This is a genomic window from Halorubrum sp. SP9 (genome assembly GCF_005435015.1).
In the GTDB taxonomy this organism is placed as follows: Archaea; Halobacteriota; Halobacteria; order Halobacteriales; family Haloferacaceae; genus Halorubrum; species Halorubrum sodomense.
The window spans coordinates 67,026-88,097 of record NZ_SGXU01000001.1; the positions used below are offsets into that span (position 1 = coordinate 67,026).

Below are 21,072 nucleotides of genomic sequence, written 5' to 3' on the forward strand. Positions count from 1 at the left end.
CCCTCTCGTCCACAGGTCGGACAGGCAGCACCTTCCTTCACGGCTCGATCTGGTGGTCCGACGCTACGCTCTGTCCCCGAAGTCTCACCGTACGCGTCGGGGTGATCCTCCTCGGCGTGGTCTTTCAGTTCGTCCGCGCGGTCGCGTCGGTCGCGCGCGTCGCCCGTGTCCACGACGCCCCCATCCTCGTGACGCGCTGCCGGGACGACGAGTTCTCGCAGCCGCTCCGCCGCGCCGCCGAGACGCACCTCCCGTGCCGCGCGACCGATCTCCCGAGCGATCACCCGCCGGGCCACGACACCGCGTCGCGGACCGCGGCGGGAACGTCCGCCCGATCGACCTCCCTGACCGACGAGGTGTCGGCGTAATCTAGAATCACCGCTTCCGGGAGGTCCGCGGTGTCGATCCCCTTGAGGATCGGGAGTGCGTCCCCGTGTGCGCTGTCCCGACGGTACGCCGCCGCGAAGAGAACGCTCGTGTCGACGAGTGCCCGGGGCATCTACTCGGGGTCGACGCCCCACGCGTCGTGTTCGCTCTCGACATCGGTCTCCCGGTCGCCGTCGTATCCGTCGAAGTCGCTGAACGTCCCGCTGCGCTGTTGGACGACCCGCACGCGGAGCGTCCCGTCGTCCTCGATCTGCCAGCGGAGCTTGTCACCGTCGTCGATCTCCATCTCTCGACGGATGTGCGCGGGAATGTTCGCCTGGTTTCCCGAGACCTTGCTTTCGGAATCAACGCTCTCGCTGCTCATGCTCGGGAGTATGAGACCGCTCTCAATAAACTTAGTGTGCTCATACACTACTGTTGAAGACACGGCGACGAACAGGTCTACTCAGGACTGTGGTGTCGGCGTAGTGTGATCGACGCCGACGAGGTCGCGAGAGATCTGTTCGAGGACCGCGTTCCGCGTGTAGTCCTGCCAGCAGTTCACGTAGGCGTAGGGGACTTCGAGGACTTCCTGCCGGAGCTCGCGCACGGCGGCCTTCGCGACGGTCGTCTTCCCGACGCCCGAGGGACCGAACAGGAAGCAGTTCTCGGCACGGACGTCCTCTTGAATCGGTGCGAGCGCGTCCGTTACCTCGTTCATGTGCCGATTCCGACCGACGATGGTGGAGGGGGAGGTGGTCGTCGTCGAACACCGTTCCGTCGCGTATCACGTCTTACCCGGTCACGGCGTGGGGATATAAGCCGACGGCAGAGTGTTCCGGATGGTTCCGAATGCCCAGCGCTGACGCCATTACCGATCCTGTTCGTCCCCGGTTACCAGCTTCATCGAACGATTCGCGGATGTTCGCCTACGTCGACCATAGTGAACTGTTACTGATGATGTGACCAAGTGAGAGAGAATGTGAGCCGGGTGAAGAGTTCTCTTGGATATCTGTCACAGGGGTCCAACAGGCCCAAAAAAACCTATATATCAGGTCTCGGTCAATCTCGTGACAAGTGAGTAAGTGACTGAACTATGGAAGAGTCTCAGACAAAGCATGCGGAGGATACTGACACGTTGAACGGTCAATTGTGGATCACGGAATGGATTGAGCGTGGAAAGCGGCGCGTGAAGTCATACGCTGGGGCGAGCGCATTGCTGTTCGGTCTCCCACCGAGTATTGTACTAGCCGCTTATTTGGCGCTTCGCTGGCAGTACATGACCCTTAGTTACCTCTTCAGCTTCGCCGCAGTGTTCCTCATTCTGCTTGTGGCCCCGTACCTGATCTGGTACTACGAGGCGGAACTCCTCCCGACGTTCCGCGACGATGTAACCGGAATTGTGGCCTCCTCGGACCGAAACCGGGCACAGTGCTTGGTGGATCGATACAGCCGTCTGATCGATCGGTACTGGTGGATGATGGCCATCCTCGCGTCAACCCCTATCCCGATTCTGATGGCCCGGGGAGGTCCGTTTCTCCGGGAATATGGCCTCTTCGGTGTCACTGATCCACTGTTTTGGGCGGTATCTGTCGTTCTGCTCTGGATTGGGGCGATTGTAGGTATCGGGTTTTTGTTGGTCGTCGTGACGGTCCTTACCATTCGGAGCATCGCCTCCTTAGAACTCCGCATCGATCCCATGTATCCGGACGGACTAGGGGGAATGAGCATCATCGGAAGGTATGCGATTCGAACTACTGGGTTGTTCTCCATCGGCTCGCTACTGCTTCCCCTTCAACTACAGTACGCCGCGGTGGTCGGACCGCCCGCAGGATCCCTCATCTACGTGATGGGCAGTCTGTACGCCGTTTTCATTGGATTATCGTTTCTCTACCCGACAATCAGGATCAGTCAGCGGGCCAATGAGATTCGTCAGCGGATCCTCGAGAACATACGGGATCAATACGAGGAGCTGAAGCGGACGGCTGGCGAACCGCGAGCGGGTGCAGATCTCGCGAACACGGACCCCGTCACCGAACAGAAACTTACCCGACTCAGGAATGAGTATCAGACGTACCAACAGGTGCGGTTGTATCCGCTCCGAGTGTCTATCATCGCCCGGTTGATCGGATCGATAATTCTCCCCCTCCTCTTGATGACGATCGAGTTCTTTCTCCAAACCACAATAATGGGTTAACTGCTGAGTGCTGTCGTGTAGCTACCACGACGATATGATATTCTCACGATTTTCCAGTGGTACAGCAGATCTACGTTGAACGCATCGGGATTACGGGGCAGTTGAACGATCGGTTTGACAAGGTCGACTGAAAGAGACACGATAGTCAGAACATGCCGGCCTATGGAGACTAGTACGTTGTCGGCGAAACGTATCGCAGCTCCTCGGATCCACAAAAGGACGACTTCCACGGGTGGTGCGAGTGGATCGACGAGCATCGCTGATTCCCATCTTGACGACTACTAGAACACCACGCCAGAACACTTTTCACCGGTTCCGCGCCTGATTACACGTAATGGCGACCACTTCCGAGAACGACCGTGCCGACGGGGTGGAGTTCACCTACGAGGGCAATCTCGTGACGGCGCGTGACGTCGAGTCGGGCGTCGCCGCGTCGGGGGAGTCGAAGCCGGTCGCACTCTCTCGGCTCGCGGACGCGCTGACTCTCCACGCCGGCGGCGGCGAGCCGATCGACGACGAGGAGGCGTTCCTGGAGGAGATCGGTGTCGACCCAGACGAGGTCGAGGATGCTGGCGAGCCGCCGTGGGAGTAGTCCGGGATGGTCTATGCGAATTTTGACGGTCGGGAGATCCTGAAGGCACTCCGATCGATGCGGTACCAACCGGTCGGCCGCGAGGGGAGTCACGTGAAGCTCCGGTACGAGCACCCGGAGTCGGACGAGGTTCGCGTGGTGAGTGTTCCGCTCACCGACAGCGACCAGATCTCACAGGACACGTACCGGTCGATCGCCGGCCAGTGCGGTGCCGACGACTTTGAGGCGTGGTGTGAGTGGATCGACGAGCTTCTGTGACGGCCGGGAGTGACGGCCGACTTCTAGAACAAGTCGTCAACGAACCCCCTGATTCCGCCCCGATCACGCCGAGGACCTCGTCGGTTCTGCCGTACTAAGTGCTATCTTCCTTTGGAAGTTCGTATGCGATTAGAGGCGACCGGCAAAGAGAACCAGTACAAGTGCTGGCTGACAGACGACGACCTCGAGGCGCTCCGTCGCGCCGCCGGGAGTCACCGCGACGACCTCGTGATACAGCTCGGCGGATTCGTCGGCCTCCGCGCCTTCGAGACCCCCCAGGTCACGCCGAAGCACGTGAATCGGACTCCCGACGGCGACCACTTCCGGCTCCGCGTCCCTAAGGGGAAGGACACGACCGGGAGCGGCGGGAAGCCTCGCGACGCCTACCTCCCGCGGGAGGTCGAGGGCGATCTCCATCGGTACGTCCGCTCGGAGGATGTCGGCCGCCACGAGCCGATCGTCGACCTCTCCGAGAGCGGCGTCCGGGCGGTGGTCAAGCGCACGGCCGAGCGCGCGGCCGAAGCGACGGGCGACGAGGACTTCCGCCACGTGTCGAGCCACGATCTCCGGCGCCGGTTCGCGCAGCGGCTCCTCGTCGATCGGCAGATGGACCCGCGCGTCGTCATGACGGTCGGCGGGTGGGACTCGTTTCAGGCGATCGAGCCATATCTTAATTCACCAACGCCAGATATTGTCAACACTGCGTTTGACGAAGCTGGATTTAGATAAAATTATATAATAATATATAATTTAATCAAGTAGTGTAATAGAAAAGACTTACTTAAATTAGACTACATAATATCACACATGGTTGTCGGTGAAACCTTAACTGGGGGAGCGATATCGGTTGGCGCAGCTATAGCACATGATTCGCGCACCGCTGTACGGCGTCGGGGCGCGCTTAGGAACCTAGTGGAATGACGATTTTAGACCCCATTCTCAGGAGCGTTAGAATACCGAAATTGGGTGGCTGGGGAGTCCCAGCCCACCAATCTCGCCCGGTCGGAGACCGAGCGGGCAGTAGGTGGGCCAACACGGATTTGAACCGCGGACCTCCCGGTTATCAGCCGAGCGCTCAACCTGACTGAGCTATTGGCCCAGGTGAGCGCATTCAATCGTTGCGCGGGTAGGATTTTAAGGGTTTCCTTTCGGCAGCCGGCCGCAGTGTGGCGGTTTCACGGACCGTCGCGACGCCCGTGCGGTCAGTCGGTTCCCTTCCGTTCCTCCTCTTCGACGGTGAAGTCCACGTCGACGACGTCGTCGTCCGTCGACGCGCCGCCGGTGTTCGCGTTCCCCCCGGCGCTCCCGTCGGCGTCGACTGCGTCGCCGCCGTCGAATCCGTCGGGACCGCCCCCGGGTCCGCCGGGGAACCCGCCGCCGCCCATCGAGAAGCCGCCCTCGCCGTCATTCGGGAAGCCGCCGATGTAGACGTTGCCCGAGAAGAAGCCGTCCGTCTCGCGTTCGATGTAGGGAACGACGACGTACTTCTTCAGGGCCATCCGGATCGGGACCCGCGAGAGGGGGAGCGCGAGCAGGAAGCCGACCGCGTCGGTGACGAGCCCCGGCGTGAGCAGGAACGCGCCCGCGGCGATGAGCAGCCCGCCGTCGAGCAGCTCGTCGGTCGGGGGCGTCCCCTGCGCCGCCTTCCGTTGGATGCGCGCGAGGGTGGCGCGCCCCTCGGCGCGCAATAGGAGCATCCCGAGGACGGCCGTCAACACGACCAAGGCGACCGTCGCCGGCCACCCGAGCCGCGTCGCGACCACGATCAGGAACAGCGCGTCCACGAGGGGGACGACGAGCAGCAGCGCGAGCAGCGTTCGCGGGCGCATACCCCCGCCTTCCCGCCGGGCGCCCATAGCCCTTTTCGTCGCGGCCGCCGGTCGGGCGACGTTTCGCGGTCGCTCGTCCCGCGTTCGCCTCCCCCGGCGCCGGTCGCGCCCGCCGCGACCGCCACGGCTTTGCCCGCCCGGTCCGACCCGGCGGTATGGACATCGTCGGCGCGCTCGGCCGCGACCCGCCGGACCGCGAGTCGCTCCCGCGGTGGGTCGCGCCGCTCCCGAAGCGGCTGGAAGACATCGCCTTCCGGTTCGCGTGGGTCATCGTCGCCATCAACCTCGTCGGCACCGCCTTCGGCTTCTGGTACTACCGGTTCCAGTTCCGAGCCCTCCCGACCGAGATGTGGGTATTCATTCCGGACAGCCCCGGAGCGACGCTGCTTATCGCGCTCGCGCTCGGCGCGTGGGCGCTCGGGCGGTCGAGCGACACGCTCGCGACGCTCGCCTTCTTCGGCAACGTCAAACTCGGGCTGTGGACCCCGTACGTCCTCGTCGTCTTCTGGCCGGAGTTCCTCGCGGTCAACGGCCCGGCGCTGTACGCGTTCCTCCTCTTCAGCCACCTCGCGATGGTCGTTCAGGCGCTCGTCCTCCATCGAATCACCGACTTCCCGCTCCGCGCGGTCGCGGTCGCGACCGCGTGGTACACCGCGGACCTGCTGATGGACTACTTCGTCCCCGTGATCGGCAACGTGACTCACACCTCGCTGCCGTACGCCGACGGCGAGCCGTGGTTCACCACGACCGTCCTCCAGGTCGCGGCCGCGGGCGCCGTCGTTCTCACCGTGGTCCCGCTGTTCTGGACGCTCGGCACCCGGATCGCGACCCTCCGAGGCCGCGCGAGCGACCCGGGGACGTAGTCGGGCCGAGACGTATTCGGGTCGCCCCCGACGCCGCGCTCACCGATTTAAGTGACCGGGCCGCCTCGGATCGGTCATGAGCCACTACGATCGGATCGCGGACCTGTCGGTGACGATCGAGTCGGTCGGTCGCCGGCGACACACCGCGAACACGACGAGCGGGTTCGAGCGGACGACCACGGAGTACCGCCTCTCCGGCGACGGCGTCGTCGGTCGGGGCGAGGACGTGACCTACGAGACCGCCGACCACGACGCGCTCGCCGGGACCGACCCGATCGATATCGAGGGAGAGTGGACGATCGACGCGCTGTCGGACCGGCTCGACGAGATCGACCTCTTTCACGGAACCCCGCCGGAGAACGAGACGTCGCGAAACTACCGCCGGTGGGCGGTCGAGAGCGCCGCGCTCGACTTAGCGCTCCGCCAGCGCGAGGAGTCGCTTGGCGACCGGCTCGGCGTCGACCCGGAGCCGGTCAGGTTCGTCGTCTCGACGCGGCTGGGCGACCCGCCCTCGACCGACCGCGTCGAGGCGCTGCTCTCGCGCGACCCCGACCTGGAGTTCAAGCTCGACCCCACCCCGGAGTGGCCCGAGGCGGCGTTCGAGACGCTGCGCGAGACCGACGCCGTGCGCATCCTCGACCTGAAGGGGTGGTACGAGGGGACCGACGTCGACGTCGAGCCCGACCCGGAGCTGTACCGCGACGTGTTCGCGGCGTTCCCGGCCGCGGTCGTTGAGGACCCCGCGTTCACGCCCGCGACGAGCGCGCTCGTCGAGCCGCAGGCCGACCGGCTCTCCTTCGACTACCCGGTCGACGGCGTCGAGAGCCTCGAATCCCTCCCGATCGAGCCGGGTTGGTGTAACATCAAACCGTCGCGGTTCGGCACGCTCGAATCGCTGTTCGAGACGATCGCCCACTGCGAACGGGAGGGGATCGAGCTGTACGGCGGCGGCCTGTTCGAGCTCGCGAGCGGGCGCACGGCGATTCAGACGCTCGCCGCGCTCTGTTACCCGAACGGGCCGAACGACGTGGCGCCGCGGGCGTTCAACGACCCCGACGCCGAGCCGCCGTACCCGAAGAGCCCGCTCCGTCCGAGTCGCGACGCCGTCGGGTTCGAGTTCTGACGGACGCGGCCTCGGCCGGCTTCCGGGATCACTGAGTTACAGCTCGAAGACCAACGAGTCCCCGACTTCGACGCCGTGACGGTCGGTCCACTCGTAGGGAAGTTCGAGCACGTACTGGCCCGAGCCGGGATACCGCTGCGCTTCGCCGTCCTCGTTCGGACCCGGCTCGGGCGCGTTGTGAATTCGCGTAATCGTCCGGTCGCCGTCGACGTAGACGATGTCGATCCCGAAGCTCATCCGACGCATCACGTAGGTGAGCGAGTCTCGGGGCGCGTCGTACACGAACAGCATGCCGCCGTCTTCGGGCAGCGATTCGGCGTCGCTGAGACCCAGAATGCGCTTGTCCCCGGTGTCCGCGATCGCGGCGGTCACCGATCCCCGAGAGTCGCCCTCGGGGCTCTCGACGGTCACGGTCGTCGTCTCGTAGTCGGCGTACGTTCCGGTGGGCCATGCGGTGTCGCCGCCGCCGCCGTCGCCGGTCCCGAGGCAGCCCGCGGCGGCGCCGAGCGTGGCGGCCGCGGTCAGCCCGAGGAGTCGCCGCCGTCTCATGGCCGCGACGAGGGACGCCGGGTACATAAGCGACCGCGTCGGGGTCGCGCCGGGGCGGACCTCGCGGGCGCCCGGCTCGGTCTCTCCGACGCGGCGCAGCTGTCGCCCTCGTGCCGGGAAGGACGCGCTTTTATCGCCGCCGGAGCGTAGCCTGGGACATGGCGAAAGTGAGCATCGGCCTCCGCGGGTGGCGCTTCGAGGAGGACGAGATATTCACCGACGACGAGGAGCTGAAGCCCCTCGACGAGATCCCGGAGGACCCGCGAGAGCGACTCCTGCGGCTCGTCGGCCTCGTCGAGGAGCCCTGCGACGTCTGTTACCTCGACTACGGCGAAGACGAGATCCACCGCTGTAACGAGGCCGAAATCGTCTACGGCGAGCCGGACGGCGAGGTACTCCTCTGTCCCGAGCACGAGCGCGAGCTGCTCTACTGGTTCCGCGAGGCGGGCGGCAGCGACCACAAGGGATCGGTCGAGTTCGCGGACCGCTTCCACGAGTGGGTCGCCGCCGGCAACGAGGCGCCCGAGGGGTACGGCTCCGTCGAGCACGTCGAGGAAGACCCGGACGGGCTGCCGGACCTCCCGGACCAACAGGAGGTCCAGGACCGGCTCGATGAGGGGTTCGACGGCGACCGGATCGACATCCTCGAACTCGCCGGCGAGGAGGACCCCGAGCGCGAGGAACTGACCGAGGCGGACCTCACGGAGTCCGACCTCGACCTCTCGACCGACTACCCGTCGGACCGATGAGCGACGGCGAGGACGGAGACGCGGGCGAGGAAGGAGGCGAGGAAGCGACCGAGGCCGCGGCGGCAGCGAGAGCCGCGGAAACCGCAGAGACGGTGGCCGATCGCCGCAAGCCCGTCGTCGTCGTCGTCGAACCGGAGACGCCGGGGAACGTCGGCACGATCGCACGAGCGATGAAGAACTTCGGCCTCACGGATCTCAAGCTCGTGGATCCGCCCGAGATCGAGGAGGACGGCGAGGCGTACGGCTTCGCCGGCCACGCCCGCGAGGACGTGCTCCCGAACGCCGAGGAGGTCACCTTCGAGGAGGTGGTCGCGAACTACCACACCGTCGGCACCACGGCGATCACCGGCGAGGACGACCGCAGCCACGAGCGGTTCCCGTTCAAGACGCCCGTCGAACTGCGCGAGTCGCTGAAGGCGGTCGACGCCCCCACCGCCATCGTCTTCGGCCGCGAGGGGCGCGGGCTCAACAACGAGGAGCTCTCGCGGCTCGACGAAGTGTGCTCGATCCCGGCCGACGACGACTACCCCGTCTTGAACCTCGGGCAGGCCGCGACGGTCCTCCTGTACGAACTGCGCGATCTCACCGTCGACGAGACCCAGTTACCCGACACCGAGGTGACCCGCGCCCCCGAGGCCGACGTCGAGCGCTTCCACGACTTTTTCGACGAGTTCCTCGCGGCGACCGGGCAACGGGAACACGTCCGCGAGAAGAACGCGCTGCTGATGCGCCGGCTGCTCGGCCGCGCGCACCCCACGGAACGCGAGGTCCACTCGCTGCTCGGCACCTTCCGCAAGGCGAACGCGAAGCTGGAGCACGCCGACCACCTCGCGGCGAAGTACGACGAGCCCCCGTATCCGAAGGAGCAATAGCCGTGTCCCGATCCGTCCTCGACGAGGACCTGCTGGCCGGCGTACGGGACGTGTCGCCGCTAATGTTAGGGATCGCGCCGTTCGCGCTCGTCGCCGGTATCGCGACGGTCGACGCCGGACTCGGCCTCGCGGAGGCCGTCGGGATGTCCGTGATCGTGTTCGCGGGCGCCTCCCAGCTGGCGGCGCTGGACCTGCTCGGCGAGAACGCGCCCCTCGCGGTCGTCGTCGGCACGGCCGTCGTGATCAACCTCAGAATGCTGATGTACTCGGCGTCTATCGCGCCGCACTTCGCGGAGTACGGGCGGCGGCTCCGAGCGGGGCTCGCGTACCTCCTCACCGACCAGGCGTACGCGCTCTCGGTCGCCGAGTTCGACGAGAACCCCGAGCGCAGTCGGTGGCGCTACTACCTCGGCGCGGCCGCGTCGCTGTGGGTCGTCTGGCAGATCGGCACCGTCGCGGGCGTCGTCCTCGGCGCCGGCGTTCCGGACGCGTGGGGTCTCACCTTCGCGGTCCCGCTCGTGTTCCTCGCGCTACTCGTCCCCGCGATGAAGGATCGCCCGACGACCGTCGCGGGCGTCGCCGGCGGCGCGACGGCGGTCGTCGCAGTCGGCCTCCCGCTCAACCTCGGCCTGCTCGTCGGGGCGCTGTCCGGGATCGCGGCCGGGCTCGTGACGGAGGTGACGGCCTCGTGACCGACGCGGTCGACTCGGGGGCGGTCGCGTCGTGACGGGCGCCCTCGGCGCGGCCGTCGCCTCCCCGCGCGCCTGGGTTGCCATCGTCGCGATCGGCGTCGTCACCTACGCGATCCGGCTCTCCTTCATCCACCTGTTCGGGCGGATCGACGGGGTCCCGGCGCGCGTCCAGCGACCGCTACGGTACGTCCCGCCCGCGGTCCTCGCTGCGCTCGTCCTCCCCGACCTCGTGACGCTGCGCCCGTCGGTCGCCGCGACCCTCCTCGACGAGCGGCTGATCGCCGGCGCCGTCGCCGGCGCGGTCGCGTGGCGGACGGAGAACGTGTTCGCGACCATCGCGACCGGGATGGGAACGCTGTGGCTGTTCCGGTTCGTCGTGTTCGCGTGAGGTGCTGCGGGGCTTCCGACCTCTGGTCAGTCGAACCGGTCCGGTCGGCGCCTCGCGATCGCGAAGGCGGCGACGCCGACGAGGAGCGCGACGGCGAGGGCGCTCTCGACGCTCACGAACCCCCGGACCGACGAGATCGCGTACGAGGCGGCCGCGAGGGCGACGACGGCGTAGCCGACCGCCGCGGCGCCGAGCAGCGCGGGGCGAGCGCCCGGAGCGTTCCAGAGTCGGAGCCACGTCGCCGTCGCGGACGCGCCGCCGACGAGGATGCCGACCGGGAGCCCGACGAGCGCCGAGAACTCGATCCGCAGCGCGAGTAGTTCCGTGACGGCGGCGACCGTGAGCAGGAACGCGCTCACGCCGACACCCACCGTCGCGACGAGTCGCCAGTTCATGCCCTCCTATCGCAGCGCGCGGAGATAAAGCGTCGCGCCGAGACTCGCGGGAGCCGAGATCGGTCGGCTTCGCCGTCGACCCGGGCGGTTCGGTCAGCGCTCGCGCTCGGTCGCCCGCTCTCCGGAGCGCTCGCGCGTCTCGGCGGCGTCGCGGTCGACGGGACGGTCGAACCGCGCCTCGCCGTCGCCTCGGGCCTCGCGCTCGCGGGCGTCCGCCATCCGCTGAGCGCCGTCGGCGAGCGAGTCGAGCGCGGCGAACAGCCGGTACGAGAGGTACGGCCCGACCGAGAGCGCGAGGACGACGACGACGCCGAGCAGGATCTGCGCGGCGATCACGAGCGAGTAAACGAACACGAGCAGGCTCACCGCCGCGAGGACGGCACCGAGCGGCGTGCGGAGGGCCTCGGAGGGCGAGAGCGGGTCGTGCGGCATGGGCCACGCTACCGGCGGCGTTCACTTAAAAATAAACGGACCGTGCGGATGGGCCGCGAGCGCGAACCGGGTCGCGCCCGCGACGCAGGACCGATCAGTCGTCGGCCGGGGCCGCGGAATCGCCGGACGAGACGCCGGTTCCGGGCCCGATATCGATGCCGAGTTCGCCGAGCTTCTCGTCGGGCACGACGCCGTCGACCCAGTCGCGGGTCTCGTAGTACTCGGCCTTCAGCTGGTCGAGCTCGACGAGTTCGCCCTCGCTGGCACCCGTGCCGGGAACCGCGTCCGGGTGCCCCTCGACGAACCGGTTCGGCAGCGTGTCGTCCGCGCCGTCGAAGCCGACGAGGTTGTTGTAGTAGCGTTCGAGGTTGTAGACGCGCTCGCCGGCCTCGAAGAGGTCGTCCTCCGAGAGGTCGCGGCCGGTCATGCCGTTGTACTGGAGCACGTACTCCTCGATCCCCTCCGCGAACGCGCTGAACTTACAGATGTCGAACGAGTCCGACACCGCGTGGAGGTTCTGGAAGGTGGCGGTGAGCTCGCCTTTGCCCTCCCACTCGTACGGGTCGACCTTCTCCGGGATCCCGAGGATCTCGGCGGCCGGCGTGTAGCCGCGCAGGTGGCAGGCGCCGCGGTTGGAGGTCGCGTACGCGATCCCCATGCCCTTCATACAGCGCGGGTCGTACGCGGCCATCGTCTGGCCCTTCACGGAGAGCTTGTTGCCGTGCGCGTCCTTCGCGTCGGCGACGCGCTCCGGCCCCTCCGCGAGGAGGTCGCCGAGGTCCGACGAGCGGTGACCGATCTCGTCGATGAGGTCGATCATCGTCTCGGAGTCGCCCCAGTCGAGGTGGCCGACGCCGTCGAGTTTGCCCTCCTCGCTCATCTCCATCGCCATCGCCATCATGTTGCCGGCCTCGATGGTGTCGATGCCGAGATCGTTACACCGCTGGAGCATCACGGCGATCTCGTCGCGGTCGGAGTGACCCGAGTTCGGGCCCAGCGCCCACGCGGACTCGTACTCGTACGACTCCGTGCGGACGTTCATGTCCTGACCCTTGTGGGTGACGTCGACCTCGACCTCCTTCTTACACGCCACCGGGCAGGAGTGACACGTCGGCTCGTCGACGAGGATGTTCTCGCGGACGTTCTCGCCGGAGACGCGCTCGGCCTCGATGTCGACGCCCTCGGTCTCGTTGTACGCCTCCGTCGAGGTGTACTTCGCGTTCTTCGTCGGGAGCCCGTCCATCTCCTCGGTCGCGTTCATCAGGACGTTGGTCCCGTACATCGAGAGCCCGCCCTCGTTGGGCGCGGTGACGTCGGACTCGCGGATGACCTCCATCGCCTGCTGGTAGCCCTCCTGGAACGTCTCGGGGTCGGCGGGCTTGGGCATGTCGGTGCCCGACTTCACGACGACCGCCTTCACGTTCTTCGCGCCCATCACGGCGCCGGTGCCGCCGCGGCCCGAGGCGCGGTCGTCCTCGTTGATCACGCAGCCGTACCGCACCTGGTTCTCGCCGCCCTGTCCGATCGCCATCACGGAGACGTTGCGACCGACCTTCCCGTCGACCTCCTCGCCGATCTGGTCGATCGTGTCGTGGACGCCCTGGCCCCAGAGGTGGGAGGCGTCGCGTACCTCGACGTCGCCGTCCTCGACGAACAGGTAGACCGGCTCGTCGCTCTCGCCGTCGAGCAGGATACCGTCGAGCCCGGCCCACTTGAGCCGCGCGCCGGACCAGCCGCCGTGATGCGAGTCGGTGACGGTCCCCGTCAGCGGGGACTTCGTCACTAAGGCGATCCGGCCGCTCATCACGGTCTGGGTCCCCGTGAGCGGCCCGGTCATGAACGCGAGTCTGTTCTCCGGTCCCAGCGGGTCCACGTCGGGCCCCTTGTCGAAGACGTACTTGACGCCAAGCCCGCGCGCGCCGATGTACTTCTCCGCGTCCTCGTCGTCGATCCCGCGGTAGCTGACCTCGCCACCGCCGAGATCGACTTGTGCCACTCGGTCTCTGTAGCCGCCCATTTCAGTCATGTAATGCTCGTTCATTATAGAGGGACCACAGCGTGTTATGTGTTCACCCCTCGATGAAACCGATACCCATTACGCGATCGGACGAGGTCGGCGGCGACGTTCGGCCGCGGAACGACCTGGGCGGCACCGGGTTCTCAACGCGGTCGATACTCGATACCCGTTGACCCGCCGGCCGGTTAGACGATCCGAACGCCTCCGGTCACCGTGCCCGTCTCGGCGCGTCGGATCGGGGACGGGTCGACCTCGAGTGACCGCCGAAGCCGCCCGTCTGTGACCGGATCCGCTTGATCGGCGAGCCCGATCGCGGTCGGCGTCTCGTGTCGAGCGCGCCGCCGTCACCCGAGGCAATCGGCCCCGTCGGAGTCACCGAACCGGGGTAATCGGCCCCGTCGGAGTCACCGAACCGGGGTAATCGGGACCGCCGAGATGGCCGGTTAGCCCGACGCGCGAAAGGTCCGCGTGGTGTCCCTGTCGCCCCGGACGATGTCGACCTCGACGAGGCCGAGCGAGGTGAAGATGCGGCTCCAGTCCCGGTAGTACAGCGGCGTGTCGCCGTCGACGTAGTTCACGTCCGGTTCGGACGACGACCCGCGGACCGGCCCCTCGATCTCGCCCGTGACGAGGACGTCGTCGGTGATTCGGGCGATCTCCTCGAACACCCACTCGACGTCGGGATGGAGGTGTTGGAGCGTTTCGACCGAGTAGACCGCGTCGAACTGTCCGTCGTCGAACTCCCCGACGAGGTCCTCTATCGGGGCGCAGTAGAAGGTTCCGTCGGCTGCGAGGTCGGGGTAGGTCTCCCGCATCGTGTCGAACGCCTCGGCGTTGATGTCGACGCCCGAGAGGTCCTCGAAGCCGTGGTCGGCCAAGTGTTCGAGGTGGCGACCGGAACCGCACCCGAGTTCGAGGATCGCCGCGTCGCGGTCGAGGAACTCGTCGAGGCTCTCGCGGATCACCGCGCTCGTCTCGTTCGGCCCGTAATGGGCGTAGTACGCCGGTGAGTATTCGCCCGCCCGGTTCGTCCACGTGTCTCGGACGGAGTCTGGTTCCACGTGTGTGAACGGACGCAAAGATGTAAAACGCCGTCGACAGCCTCCGATCGGAGAACTGACATCTCCCTCTCGGTCCCGCCGCCTCGCGTCGGCCGGTCAGGACGTGGACCGACGTATCGCTGAAGCCGGCGTCTGTCGGGGAGAGACGCCTTCGAAGACGTCTCCACCCGATCTTCGAATTCCCCGGAGTCGTGACGCATAATTGCCCGCGAGTCGAACCGACGGCGTGAGCGATCCGAACGGTCGAAGCCGACCGACCCGACGCGACCGGGAGATCCGACGCGACCGAGCGAGAGCGCTCGCGGTGTCGCTCGCGCTGTTCGTCGGATCGGTGGTCCCGGTCCCTCTGGAATCGCCCGGGGGAGGCGGAGGCGCTTTCGACCGGATTCTCGACGCTCTCCCCGCCGGAGTCGGCCTCACCGATCCGTTTCACCTCGTCGGGTACGCGGTCCTCGCCGCCCTGCTCGTTCCGGTGACGCGAGGGAGGCGGCTCGCGGGTGTCCTCGCGGTGGTCGGCGCGGTCGCGTTCGGCTTCGGGATCGAACTCGTTCAGGCGCCGATCCCGTGGCGCTCGTTCGCGTGGCGCGACGCCGGTGTCAACGCGGTCGGGGCGGTGGGCGGGGGAGTGATCGCGGTCGTTCGCCGGAGCGTGTCATCGACGAACGACCGCGACGGCGATCGCTAGCGGGGTCGGTGTGTACTCCTCGCCGGCGTCAGTTGCCCGGCGGACCGACACGACCGCGACCGCGCCCTCGGCCACGTTCTCGCACGGTCGCCGTCACGTCGGCGTTAAGCCGAGAGCGCTCGAAGTAGATGTGGTCGAACTCGCTCGACTCGTACTCGGCGTAGAGGTTAAGCGGGATCTCGTCGCCGTCGTCCGCGTCTTCGATCGTGTCCGCCAAGTCGCCGTCGTCGACACGGACGACGAGGGTCTCGTCGCCCTCACCGAAGGCGACGTGCTCCGCGTCGAGGTGGTCACCCTCCGGCGTCCACACGGCGACGGTGTCCTCGGCGACCGACCGGACGTCGTCGGGCGCGTCGAACTGCGTGACCACCTTGCCGTTCCCGTCGACGGTCACCGACGCGTCGGGGAGGTCTCGGTCGACGCGCTGCATCCGGCCTTCGACGGTCGGCGCGATCGTCTCCCGGGGTTCTAGGTAGTCGACGACGGTCGTCGCCTGAAGTTCGCCCGTGTCGTCGATCACGGGCTTGTCCTCCAGCGGGTACCCGCTCCCGCCGTTGGCGATGAAGCTGTTGACGGCGACCTCGTACGTCTCGTCGAGGTCGAGCGGCTCGCCGCCGACGTACACGTCACGGATCAGTTCGTCGGCGTCCTCGTGGGGCACCCACTCGAAGCGAAGGCCGCTGGTCTGCTGGGAGATCTCCTCGCCGAAGCTCTGTCCGGTGGCGCTCTCCAGCGTGACGACCTGGCTCTCCAGCGTCTCGACGAGCTCCTCGCCGGTGAGCTCCAGCGAAACGACAGTGTTCGGGAACGGAAGGGTGTTGAAGATGTCCCCGCCGGTAATCTCGCCGGGGCCGTACACCGAGTCCGAGCGGATGCCGCCCGCGTTCGTGATCGCGACGTCGGCGTCGGTCCGCTCGCGCATCGCGTCGGTGATCAGGTTGCCGTAGTTGGTCTCGCGGTGGTAGTTCGAGGAGAACGTGGCGTCGAGTGGCACCGCCGATTCCACGACCGGCGAGTCGAGGCTCACCTCCGCGCGGTACTCGTTGATGATCCGCGAGGCGTCGGGGTCCTTCTCGATGTCGTCCGTGACCTCGAGTAGATCCCCCTCCCACGAGGTCACCGACCCGTCTTCGACCGTCAGCTCGATCTCGCTGAGGTAGTTCGCCCGTGCCTCCGCCTCCGAGACGATCGTCCCGCTCTGTTCCGTGGGCCGGTACACGATTTCGTCGTCCCCGACCACGAGGACGTCGATGTCGTCGTCGGTGTCGGCCTCGGCGAGCGCCTCAGCGTCGGGGACGCCCGTGTGCGCGAGCGCGACGACGACATCGACGCCCTCCTCCTCTCTGAGTCGCTTCGCCTCGGCCGGACCGGTCTCGGTGTAGTCCTCGATGGTGATTCCCTCTGCCTCGAAGTCGATGTTCGTCTTGCCGGTCGTCGCGCCCTTGTCGGCGAGTCCGATGATACCGACCCTGACGCCGCCGCGCTCAACGATGTGATTCGACTTCGTCCCGTCGAAGGCCTCGCCGGTCTCGCTGTCCACGAGGTTCGTCGCCAGCCAGGGGAACTTAGAGTCGGCCGTGACGTCCGAGATGGCGTCGAGCCCGTAGTCGAACTCGTGGTTACCGATCACGTCCGCGTCGGGCTGAACGCCGTTGAGTACGTCGACCGGCGCGCGCCACTGCGAGATGGGGCTGAGAGCGTGCGGGCCGATCTGATCGCCGCCGCCGACCACGACGACCGGGCCGTCGGCCGCCGCCCGGCGCTGTTCGATGAGCGTCACCAGCCGCGGGAAGTCCTTGTCCTCTGCGGCGGCCGTCTGAACGTCGTTGTACGATAGCAGCGTCAGCGTCGTCGGTCCGTCGTCGTCTGCGGCCGTCGTAGACCCCGAGACCAGCGATCCGCCGAGAACGATTCCACCCGCACGCAGCACCTCACGCCGTCCGTAGTCACGGTCTCGTGACATCGATTTCTTTGACTTAGCGATACTTATAAAATCTTTCTGTGAATCGGTATGTATTTATCAATATATCTCTCTTGAGAAGGTTTCCCGAACGGTCGGTCCGGGTTCCGCGGGTGAGGCTCTGGCGTCCTAGTCGCCGGATCCCGCTGGCGAGCGACCCCGCGATGACGACACGGCTTTACGCGCTCGCCCGCTCCTCTCAATAATGAGCCGGACGAGCCCCGAGGCGTACGAGCAGGGGCGCGGGATGGACGCGCACAACGCCGTGATGCGCGACATCCGCGCCGAGCGCTCGGAGACGTACGACCCGACGGAGCCCACCCGCGTCTGGATCGACGAGGACAACACGCCCGACGGCGTCGTGAACTCCCTCACGATCATCCTGAACACCGGCGGCTGCCGGTGGGCCCGCGCCGGCGGCTGTACGATGTGCGGCTACGTCGCCGAGTCGGTCGAGGGCGGCAGCGTCGCCCACGAGGACCTCATGACGCAGGTCGACGCGTGTCTCGACCACGAGGCCGAGGAGACCGACGAGCCGGCCGATCTGATCAAGATCTACACGTCCGGCTCCTTCCTCGACGAGCGCGAGGTGCCGGCGGAGACCCGCCGGGCGATCGCGGAGACGTTCGCGGACCGCGACCGGATCGTCGTCGAGTCCCTGCCGGACTTCGTCGACCGCGAGAAGGTCACGGACTTCGCGGACCACGGGATCGCCACCGACGTGGCGGTCGGATTAGAGACCGCGACCGACCGCGTCCGTCACGACTGCGTGAACAAGTACTTCGACTTCGCAGACTTCGAGGACGCCTGCGCCGAGGCGGCCGCCGCGGACGACGAGTTCGACGCCGACGTGGGGATCAAGGCGTACCTGCTCATGAAGCCGCCCTTCCTCGCGGAGCCGGAGGCGGCCGCGGACATGATCGACTCGATCCGGCGCTGCGCCGACGTCGACGGCTGCCACACCGTCTCGATGAACCCCACGAACGTCCAGCGGTACACGATGGTCGACGAGCTGTTCTTCGAGGGGGGCTACCGCCCGCCGTGGCTCTGGTCGGTCGCCCACGTCCTGGAATCGACCGCCGACGTCGACGCCATCGTCGTCTCCGACCCCGTCGGCCACGGCTCCGACCGCGGCGCGCACAACTGCGGCGAGTGCGACGACCGCGTCCAGACCGCGATCAAGGACTTCGATAAACGGCAGGACCCGAGCGTCTTCGAGCAGGTGTCCTGCGAGTGCGAGGCCACCTGGGAGCACGTGATGGACGAGGAGACGAGCTACAACATGCCGCTGGCGCGGTAGCTCCCGTTCGACGGAAACGCCGAGGAAAACAGCCGGATCCACCGGAAACGATCCAGCCGAATTCCGATCACCATTTTTCTACTTTTAGAAACGAATGATCCGTTCTGTCCCGATTCGCGTGACGAGTACGCGTGACACACCCGAACATACTGAACGATCAGGTCGAAAAAGACCCTTATAGCTCCGGGCCCTCCCTTCGAACATGAACGCAGACGCCAGCGGTTCCCCGCCCTCCCGCGGGAAGTCGGTCCTCTTCTGTGCGGAGTGTCGCTTCGAGAGCGCCCTGTCGGACGGGTGGCTCGTCGTCAGCGACGGCGACGAGCGCACCGTCGTCTGTCCGGAGTGCGGCCAGGTGGCCGACCACCGACCCGAGCGGTCCGCGCCGGCGCCGCAGCACGCCGACTAGTCGCCGTCGACCACGCGGACCGACCCGCCCCGTCACGTCTATCCGGCCCAATTACCACCTGTCGCGGCGATATCGGGCCGCCGTCCCCTGCTGACCGTAGACGATACAACTTTCACTCGAGACTGAATCATATCCGTCATAATGGGTCACGGGACGAGAGTCGGATTTGTCTGTCGCGGTGCGCCGTCGGACGAACAGCGGGCGGCGCTGGCGTGGCTAGAGGCGCAGTCGTTCGAGACGGTGCGTGTCTCCCCCGCCGAGGTCGGCGCGGCGACGGACGGATGCGACGTGCTGTGGTGGCACCGCGACGCGCCGCTCGGGGACGACGTCCTCTCACCGGGTTCCGTGGAGGCCTTCGAAGCCTTTCTCGAAGACGGCGGCGGGCTACTGCTCACGCTTCGGGCGATGGGCGCCGTCGATGACCTCGGGATCGATCCCGTCGCGCCGGACGTGGTCGGGACCCAGAGCGTCGCCGAGCCGACCGGCGTGCTCTGGCGGACGCTCTACGACGACCATCCCGCGATAGCGGCGTTCGAGTCGATCCGGATCCCGATCTGCGACAGGGGAGCGGTTCCGACGGCCCGTTACGAGAGCGCGGTGCCGACGCACGGCGAGGTGCTCGCGTCGACCGTCCGCGGTGGTCGGGACGTGCCGAACGAAATGACCGTCGTTTCGTGGGACCGTGGCGGCGGCGTCATCGGTATCGGTGCGCCGTTAGCGTTCGACGAGCCCGCGGACGAGTCCGTCGCCGACGCGCGCTCCGACCTGGCTTCGGGGTGTCTGTCCGCGGTCGGCAGCGGCGACCAGCCCGCCCGGCCGAAAACGGCCGACGAGTTGTCAGCGATGCGAGAGGCGTTCGCGGGCGATCCCGCTCGGCCACGCTATCACTTCACCCCGCCGGCGAACTGGCTGAACGATCCGAACGGGCTGATCCGCTGGAACGGGCGGTATCATCTGTTCTACCAGTACAACCCCGCGGGGCCGTTTCACAACGCCATCCACTGGGGTCACGCCGTCAGCGACGACCTGCTTCACTGGACGGACGAACCGATCGCGCTTGCGCCGTCGCCGGACGGTCCCGACCGCGACGGGTGTTGGTCGGGGTGTGCGGTCGACGACGACGGGACGCCGACGATCCTCTACACGGGCGGCGACGGGCGCTGGCAGCTCCCGTGTCTCGCCACGAGCGCGGACCCGGACCTCCGAAGCTGGGAGAAGGACCCGGGCAATCCCGTCATCGAAGAGCCGCCCTCCGATCTCGATCTACTGTCCACGGAACACTGGGAGATAGAGTTCCGCGACCACGCGGTCTGGCGGGACGACGGCACGTGGTATCAGATCATCGGCAGCGGCATCTCCGATCGAGGCGGGACGGCACTCCTGTACGCCTCACCGGATCTCCGCGAATGGGAGTACAGAGGCCCCCTGCTGACCGGTGACGACGGCCACGGGGCCGTCTGGGAGTGTCCGGAACTGTTGGATCTCGGCGATCGATCCCTCCTCCACGTCTCCAACTACGAGGACGTCGTGTATTTCATCGGTGGGGTCGACGACGGGGAGTTCGACGTCGCCCACCGGGGCGTGCTCGACCACGGCGATTTCTACGCCCCGCAGTCGCTCCGGGACGGCGATCGGTATCTGACCTGGGGGTGGCTTCCGGAAACACGCGGGACGGCCGCTCAGTGGGACGCCGGCTGGTCCGGAGCCCTGTCGCTACCGCGGGTGCTCTCGCTCGGTGCGGACGGGCGACTCCGGCAACGGCCCGCCGCGGAGGTGGATCGACTCCGCCAGCGCCGACTGTCGACCGCGGTCCCGTCCGTCCTCGACGAGGCCCGTCACGCGCTCGAGGTGGGCGGCCGAACGCTGGAGATCGAACTGGAGGTGTCGCTGGAGGACGCCTCGGCGTTCGAGCTCTCGGTGTTCGAGTCGGCCGACCGCGAGGAGCGGACCGCGGTCCGATACACGCGCGAGAACGAGCTGATAGTCGACCGCTCGGAGTCCAGTCGGGAGGGGGTCGGCGCGACGGACGCCCAGCGGATGCCCGTGACGCCGTACGACGAGCCGCTGTCCCTCCGGGCGTTCCTCGACGGGTCCGTGATCGAACTGTACGCCAACGACCGGCACTGCCTGACCAGCCGGGTGTATCCCGCCGCGAACAGCACGGGAGTATCGGTGGCGGCTGAAGGCGGACGAGCGACCGTCTCCGCCTTCGAGGCTCGGGAACTCGAATCCGCGATCACGCCCGCGACGCGACCCGCCTCGGCGGCGGCCGGCACGGAGTCTCAGTAGCCGCCCCGTCTGTCACCGACGACGGAAGCCGCAGGCTTCCGCCCTCGGG

23 protein-coding genes, 1 tRNA gene and 1 pseudogene are annotated in these 21,072 nt (G+C 67.0%); 14 read left to right on the forward strand and 11 right to left on the reverse strand.

All coding sequences use genetic code 11. The features are described 5' to 3' along the window. Positions 1 to 364: 364 nt before the first annotated feature. From EXE45_RS00325 to EXE45_RS00335, 3 genes and pseudogenes are all read right to left on the reverse strand, one after another. Positions 365 to 499: pseudogene (locus tag EXE45_RS00325) on the reverse strand (VapC toxin family PIN domain ribonuclease); the annotation flags it as partial. Further along, positions 500 to 751: an AbrB/MazE/SpoVT family DNA-binding domain-containing protein gene (locus tag EXE45_RS00330; protein WP_008442702.1), complete on the reverse strand. Its 252-nt coding sequence runs from the start codon at positions 749 to 751 to the stop codon at positions 500 to 502. It lies immediately after the preceding pseudogene. An 81-nt stretch (positions 752 to 832) separates the two neighbouring features. Beyond that, the gene (locus EXE45_RS00335) at positions 833 to 1,087 is read right to left on the reverse strand and encodes an AAA family ATPase (protein ID WP_241989405.1); all 255 of its coding nucleotides are present in this window, start codon (positions 1,085 to 1,087) and stop codon (positions 833 to 835) included. 375 nt (positions 1,088 to 1,462) lie between these two features. Here EXE45_RS00335 and EXE45_RS00340 point away from each other — a divergent pair, with 375 nt between their 5' ends. The 4 genes from EXE45_RS00340 (at position 1,463) to EXE45_RS00355 (ending at position 4,142) form a co-directional block, all read left to right on the forward strand. Next, the gene (locus EXE45_RS00340) at positions 1,463 to 2,563 is read left to right on the forward strand and encodes a hypothetical protein (protein WP_137693217.1); all 1,101 of its coding nucleotides are present in this window, start codon (positions 1,463 to 1,465) and stop codon (positions 2,561 to 2,563) included. A gap of 334 nt (positions 2,564 to 2,897) precedes the next feature. Beyond that, positions 2,898 to 3,155: a hypothetical protein gene (locus EXE45_RS00345; RefSeq protein WP_137693218.1), complete on the forward strand. Its 258-nt coding sequence runs from the start codon at positions 2,898 to 2,900 to the stop codon at positions 3,153 to 3,155. A 6-nt stretch (positions 3,156 to 3,161) separates the two neighbouring features. After that, on the forward strand, positions 3,162 to 3,413 hold the full coding sequence (locus EXE45_RS00350; protein ID WP_137693219.1) for a type II toxin-antitoxin system HicA family toxin: 252 nt from the start codon (positions 3,162 to 3,164) through the stop codon (positions 3,411 to 3,413). A 123-nt stretch (positions 3,414 to 3,536) separates the two neighbouring features. Further along, positions 3,537 to 4,142 carry a site-specific integrase gene (locus EXE45_RS00355; RefSeq protein ID WP_137693220.1) on the forward strand — a complete coding sequence of 202 codons (606 nt, stop codon included), beginning with the start codon at positions 3,537 to 3,539 and terminating at the stop codon, positions 4,140 to 4,142. A 296-nt stretch (positions 4,143 to 4,438) separates the two neighbouring features. On the opposite strand, the gene EXE45_RS00360 is transcribed toward EXE45_RS00355, so the two are convergent. Both EXE45_RS00360 and EXE45_RS00365 read right to left on the reverse strand, forming a co-directional pair. Beyond that, positions 4,439 to 4,512, reverse strand: a tRNA-Ile gene (locus tag EXE45_RS00360). Positions 4,513 to 4,615: 103 nt separating this feature from the next. Continuing rightward, on the reverse strand, positions 4,616 to 5,242 hold the full coding sequence (locus EXE45_RS00365; RefSeq protein WP_137693221.1) for an FxsA family protein: 627 nt from the start codon (positions 5,240 to 5,242) through the stop codon (positions 4,616 to 4,618). Positions 5,243 to 5,397: 155 nt separating this feature from the next. On the opposite strand from EXE45_RS00365, the gene EXE45_RS00370 reads away from it, so the two are divergent. Further along, a complete protein-coding gene (locus tag EXE45_RS00370) occupies positions 5,398 to 6,105 on the forward strand; it encodes a DUF1405 domain-containing protein (protein ID WP_137693222.1) in 708 nt (235 codons plus the stop codon). Between the two features lie 76 nt (positions 6,106 to 6,181). Continuing rightward, positions 6,182 to 7,228 carry a hypothetical protein gene (locus EXE45_RS00375; RefSeq protein WP_137693223.1) on the forward strand — a complete coding sequence of 349 codons (1,047 nt, stop codon included), beginning with the start codon at positions 6,182 to 6,184 and terminating at the stop codon, positions 7,226 to 7,228. 36 nt (positions 7,229 to 7,264) lie between these two features. Here EXE45_RS00375 and EXE45_RS00380 read toward each other — a convergent pair whose 3' ends face one another. Then, entirely contained in the window at positions 7,265 to 7,777 is a 513-nt protein-coding gene (locus EXE45_RS00380) for a DUF192 domain-containing protein (RefSeq protein ID WP_092922999.1), read from the reverse strand. Between the two features lie 158 nt (positions 7,778 to 7,935). Here EXE45_RS00380 and EXE45_RS00385 point away from each other — a divergent pair, with 158 nt between their 5' ends. Genes EXE45_RS00385 through EXE45_RS00400 form a run of 4 tightly spaced genes read left to right on the forward strand, consistent with a single transcriptional unit; the run spans position 7,936 to position 10,478 of the window. After that, positions 7,936 to 8,526, forward strand: a complete 591-nt coding sequence (locus EXE45_RS00385; protein WP_137693224.1) for a hypothetical protein — start codon at positions 7,936 to 7,938, stop codon at positions 8,524 to 8,526. After that, the gene (locus tag EXE45_RS00390; RefSeq protein WP_137693225.1) at positions 8,523 to 9,398 is read left to right on the forward strand and encodes an RNA methyltransferase; all 876 of its coding nucleotides are present in this window, start codon (positions 8,523 to 8,525) and stop codon (positions 9,396 to 9,398) included. Before EXE45_RS00385 ends, EXE45_RS00390 begins: the two co-directional genes overlap by 4 nt. Positions 9,399 to 9,400: 2 nt before the next feature. After that, complete coding sequence (locus EXE45_RS00395; protein WP_092922990.1) at positions 9,401 to 10,090, forward strand: AzlC family ABC transporter permease; 690 nt, start codon at positions 9,401 to 9,403, stop codon at positions 10,088 to 10,090. A 31-nt stretch (positions 10,091 to 10,121) separates the two neighbouring features. Continuing rightward, the gene (locus EXE45_RS00400) at positions 10,122 to 10,478 is read left to right on the forward strand and encodes an AzlD domain-containing protein (RefSeq protein ID WP_092922987.1); all 357 of its coding nucleotides are present in this window, start codon (positions 10,122 to 10,124) and stop codon (positions 10,476 to 10,478) included. Between the two features lie 26 nt (positions 10,479 to 10,504). Here the strand turns inward: EXE45_RS00400 and EXE45_RS00405 are convergent, their stop codons facing one another. From EXE45_RS00405 to EXE45_RS00420, 4 genes are all read right to left on the reverse strand, one after another. Next, positions 10,505 to 10,873 (reverse strand): hypothetical protein, encoded by a 369-nt coding sequence (locus EXE45_RS00405; protein ID WP_092922984.1) that lies wholly within the window; start codon positions 10,871 to 10,873, stop codon positions 10,505 to 10,507. 93 nt (positions 10,874 to 10,966) lie between these two features. After that, on the reverse strand, positions 10,967 to 11,305 hold the full coding sequence (locus EXE45_RS00410; protein ID WP_092922981.1) for a hypothetical protein: 339 nt from the start codon (positions 11,303 to 11,305) through the stop codon (positions 10,967 to 10,969). A gap of 94 nt (positions 11,306 to 11,399) precedes the next feature. Then, positions 11,400 to 13,331, reverse strand: a complete 1,932-nt coding sequence (locus tag EXE45_RS00415; RefSeq protein ID WP_092922978.1) for an aldehyde ferredoxin oxidoreductase family protein — start codon at positions 13,329 to 13,331, stop codon at positions 11,400 to 11,402. Positions 13,332 to 13,765: 434 nt separating this feature from the next. Continuing rightward, positions 13,766 to 14,383, reverse strand: coding sequence for a bifunctional 2-polyprenyl-6-hydroxyphenol methylase/3-demethylubiquinol 3-O-methyltransferase UbiG (locus EXE45_RS00420; protein WP_137693226.1), 618 nt, complete (start codon positions 14,381 to 14,383; stop codon positions 13,766 to 13,768). A gap of 226 nt (positions 14,384 to 14,609) precedes the next feature. Here EXE45_RS00420 and EXE45_RS00425 point away from each other — a divergent pair, with 226 nt between their 5' ends. Beyond that, positions 14,610 to 15,068: a VanZ family protein gene (locus EXE45_RS00425; RefSeq protein ID WP_137693227.1), complete on the forward strand. Its 459-nt coding sequence runs from the start codon at positions 14,610 to 14,612 to the stop codon at positions 15,066 to 15,068. Positions 15,069 to 15,096: 28 nt separating this feature from the next. Here EXE45_RS00425 and EXE45_RS00430 read toward each other — a convergent pair whose 3' ends face one another. Next, the gene (locus EXE45_RS00430; protein ID WP_137693348.1) at positions 15,097 to 16,998 is read right to left on the reverse strand and encodes a bifunctional UDP-sugar hydrolase/5'-nucleotidase; all 1,902 of its coding nucleotides are present in this window, start codon (positions 16,996 to 16,998) and stop codon (positions 15,097 to 15,099) included. Positions 16,999 to 17,233: 235 nt separating this feature from the next. Here EXE45_RS00430 and EXE45_RS00435 point away from each other — a divergent pair, with 235 nt between their 5' ends. The 3 genes from EXE45_RS00435 to EXE45_RS00445 all read left to right on the forward strand — a co-directional run bounded on the left by EXE45_RS00435 (position 17,234) and on the right by EXE45_RS00445 (position 21,023). Continuing rightward, positions 17,234 to 18,328, forward strand: a complete 1,095-nt coding sequence (locus EXE45_RS00435) for an archaeosine biosynthesis radical SAM protein RaSEA (RefSeq protein ID WP_137693228.1) — start codon at positions 17,234 to 17,236, stop codon at positions 18,326 to 18,328. 202 nt (positions 18,329 to 18,530) lie between these two features. Beyond that, positions 18,531 to 18,734 carry a hypothetical protein gene (locus EXE45_RS00440; RefSeq protein WP_137693229.1) on the forward strand — a complete coding sequence of 68 codons (204 nt, stop codon included), beginning with the start codon at positions 18,531 to 18,533 and terminating at the stop codon, positions 18,732 to 18,734. A gap of 141 nt (positions 18,735 to 18,875) precedes the next feature. Continuing rightward, positions 18,876 to 21,023: a GH32 C-terminal domain-containing protein gene (locus EXE45_RS00445; RefSeq protein WP_137693230.1), complete on the forward strand. Its 2,148-nt coding sequence runs from the start codon at positions 18,876 to 18,878 to the stop codon at positions 21,021 to 21,023. The last annotated feature ends 49 nt before the right edge of the window (positions 21,024 to 21,072 follow it).

Bases quoted from the DNA above. Each gene is read 5' to 3' on its own strand.
- EXE45_RS00445 (WP_137693230.1), top strand. From the start codon at position 18,876: ATGGGTCACGGGACGAGAGTCGGATTTGTCTGTCGCGGTGCGCCGTCG.
- EXE45_RS00330 (WP_008442702.1), bottom strand. From the start codon at position 751: ATGAGCAGCGAGAGCGTTGATTCCGAAAGCAAGGTCTCGGGAAACCAG.
- EXE45_RS00345 (WP_137693218.1), top strand. From the start codon at position 2,898: ATGGCGACCACTTCCGAGAACGACCGTGCCGACGGGGTGGAGTTCACC.
- EXE45_RS00340 (WP_137693217.1), top strand. From the start codon at position 1,463: ATGGAAGAGTCTCAGACAAAGCATGCGGAGGATACTGACACGTTGAAC.
- EXE45_RS00405 (WP_092922984.1), bottom strand. From the start codon at position 10,873: ATGAACTGGCGACTCGTCGCGACGGTGGGTGTCGGCGTGAGCGCGTTC.
- EXE45_RS00415 (WP_092922978.1), bottom strand. From the start codon at position 13,331: ATGACTGAAATGGGCGGCTACAGAGACCGAGTGGCACAAGTCGATCTC.
- EXE45_RS00440 (WP_137693229.1), top strand. From the start codon at position 18,531: ATGAACGCAGACGCCAGCGGTTCCCCGCCCTCCCGCGGGAAGTCGGTC.
- EXE45_RS00390 (WP_137693225.1), top strand. From the start codon at position 8,523: ATGAGCGACGGCGAGGACGGAGACGCGGGCGAGGAAGGAGGCGAGGAA.
- EXE45_RS00375 (WP_137693223.1), top strand. From the start codon at position 6,182: ATGAGCCACTACGATCGGATCGCGGACCTGTCGGTGACGATCGAGTCG.
- EXE45_RS00355 (WP_137693220.1), top strand. From the start codon at position 3,537: ATGCGATTAGAGGCGACCGGCAAAGAGAACCAGTACAAGTGCTGGCTG.
- EXE45_RS00410 (WP_092922981.1), bottom strand. From the start codon at position 11,305: ATGCCGCACGACCCGCTCTCGCCCTCCGAGGCCCTCCGCACGCCGCTC.
- EXE45_RS00335 (WP_241989405.1), bottom strand. From the start codon at position 1,087: ATGAACGAGGTAACGGACGCGCTCGCACCGATTCAAGAGGACGTCCGT.
- EXE45_RS00380 (WP_092922999.1), bottom strand. From the start codon at position 7,777: ATGAGACGGCGGCGACTCCTCGGGCTGACCGCGGCCGCCACGCTCGGC.
- EXE45_RS00365 (WP_137693221.1), bottom strand. From the start codon at position 5,242: ATGCGCCCGCGAACGCTGCTCGCGCTGCTGCTCGTCGTCCCCCTCGTG.
- EXE45_RS00370 (WP_137693222.1), top strand. From the start codon at position 5,398: ATGGACATCGTCGGCGCGCTCGGCCGCGACCCGCCGGACCGCGAGTCG.
- EXE45_RS00385 (WP_137693224.1), top strand. From the start codon at position 7,936: ATGGCGAAAGTGAGCATCGGCCTCCGCGGGTGGCGCTTCGAGGAGGAC.
- EXE45_RS00435 (WP_137693228.1), top strand. From the start codon at position 17,234: ATGAGCCGGACGAGCCCCGAGGCGTACGAGCAGGGGCGCGGGATGGAC.
- EXE45_RS00350 (WP_137693219.1), top strand. From the start codon at position 3,162: ATGGTCTATGCGAATTTTGACGGTCGGGAGATCCTGAAGGCACTCCGA.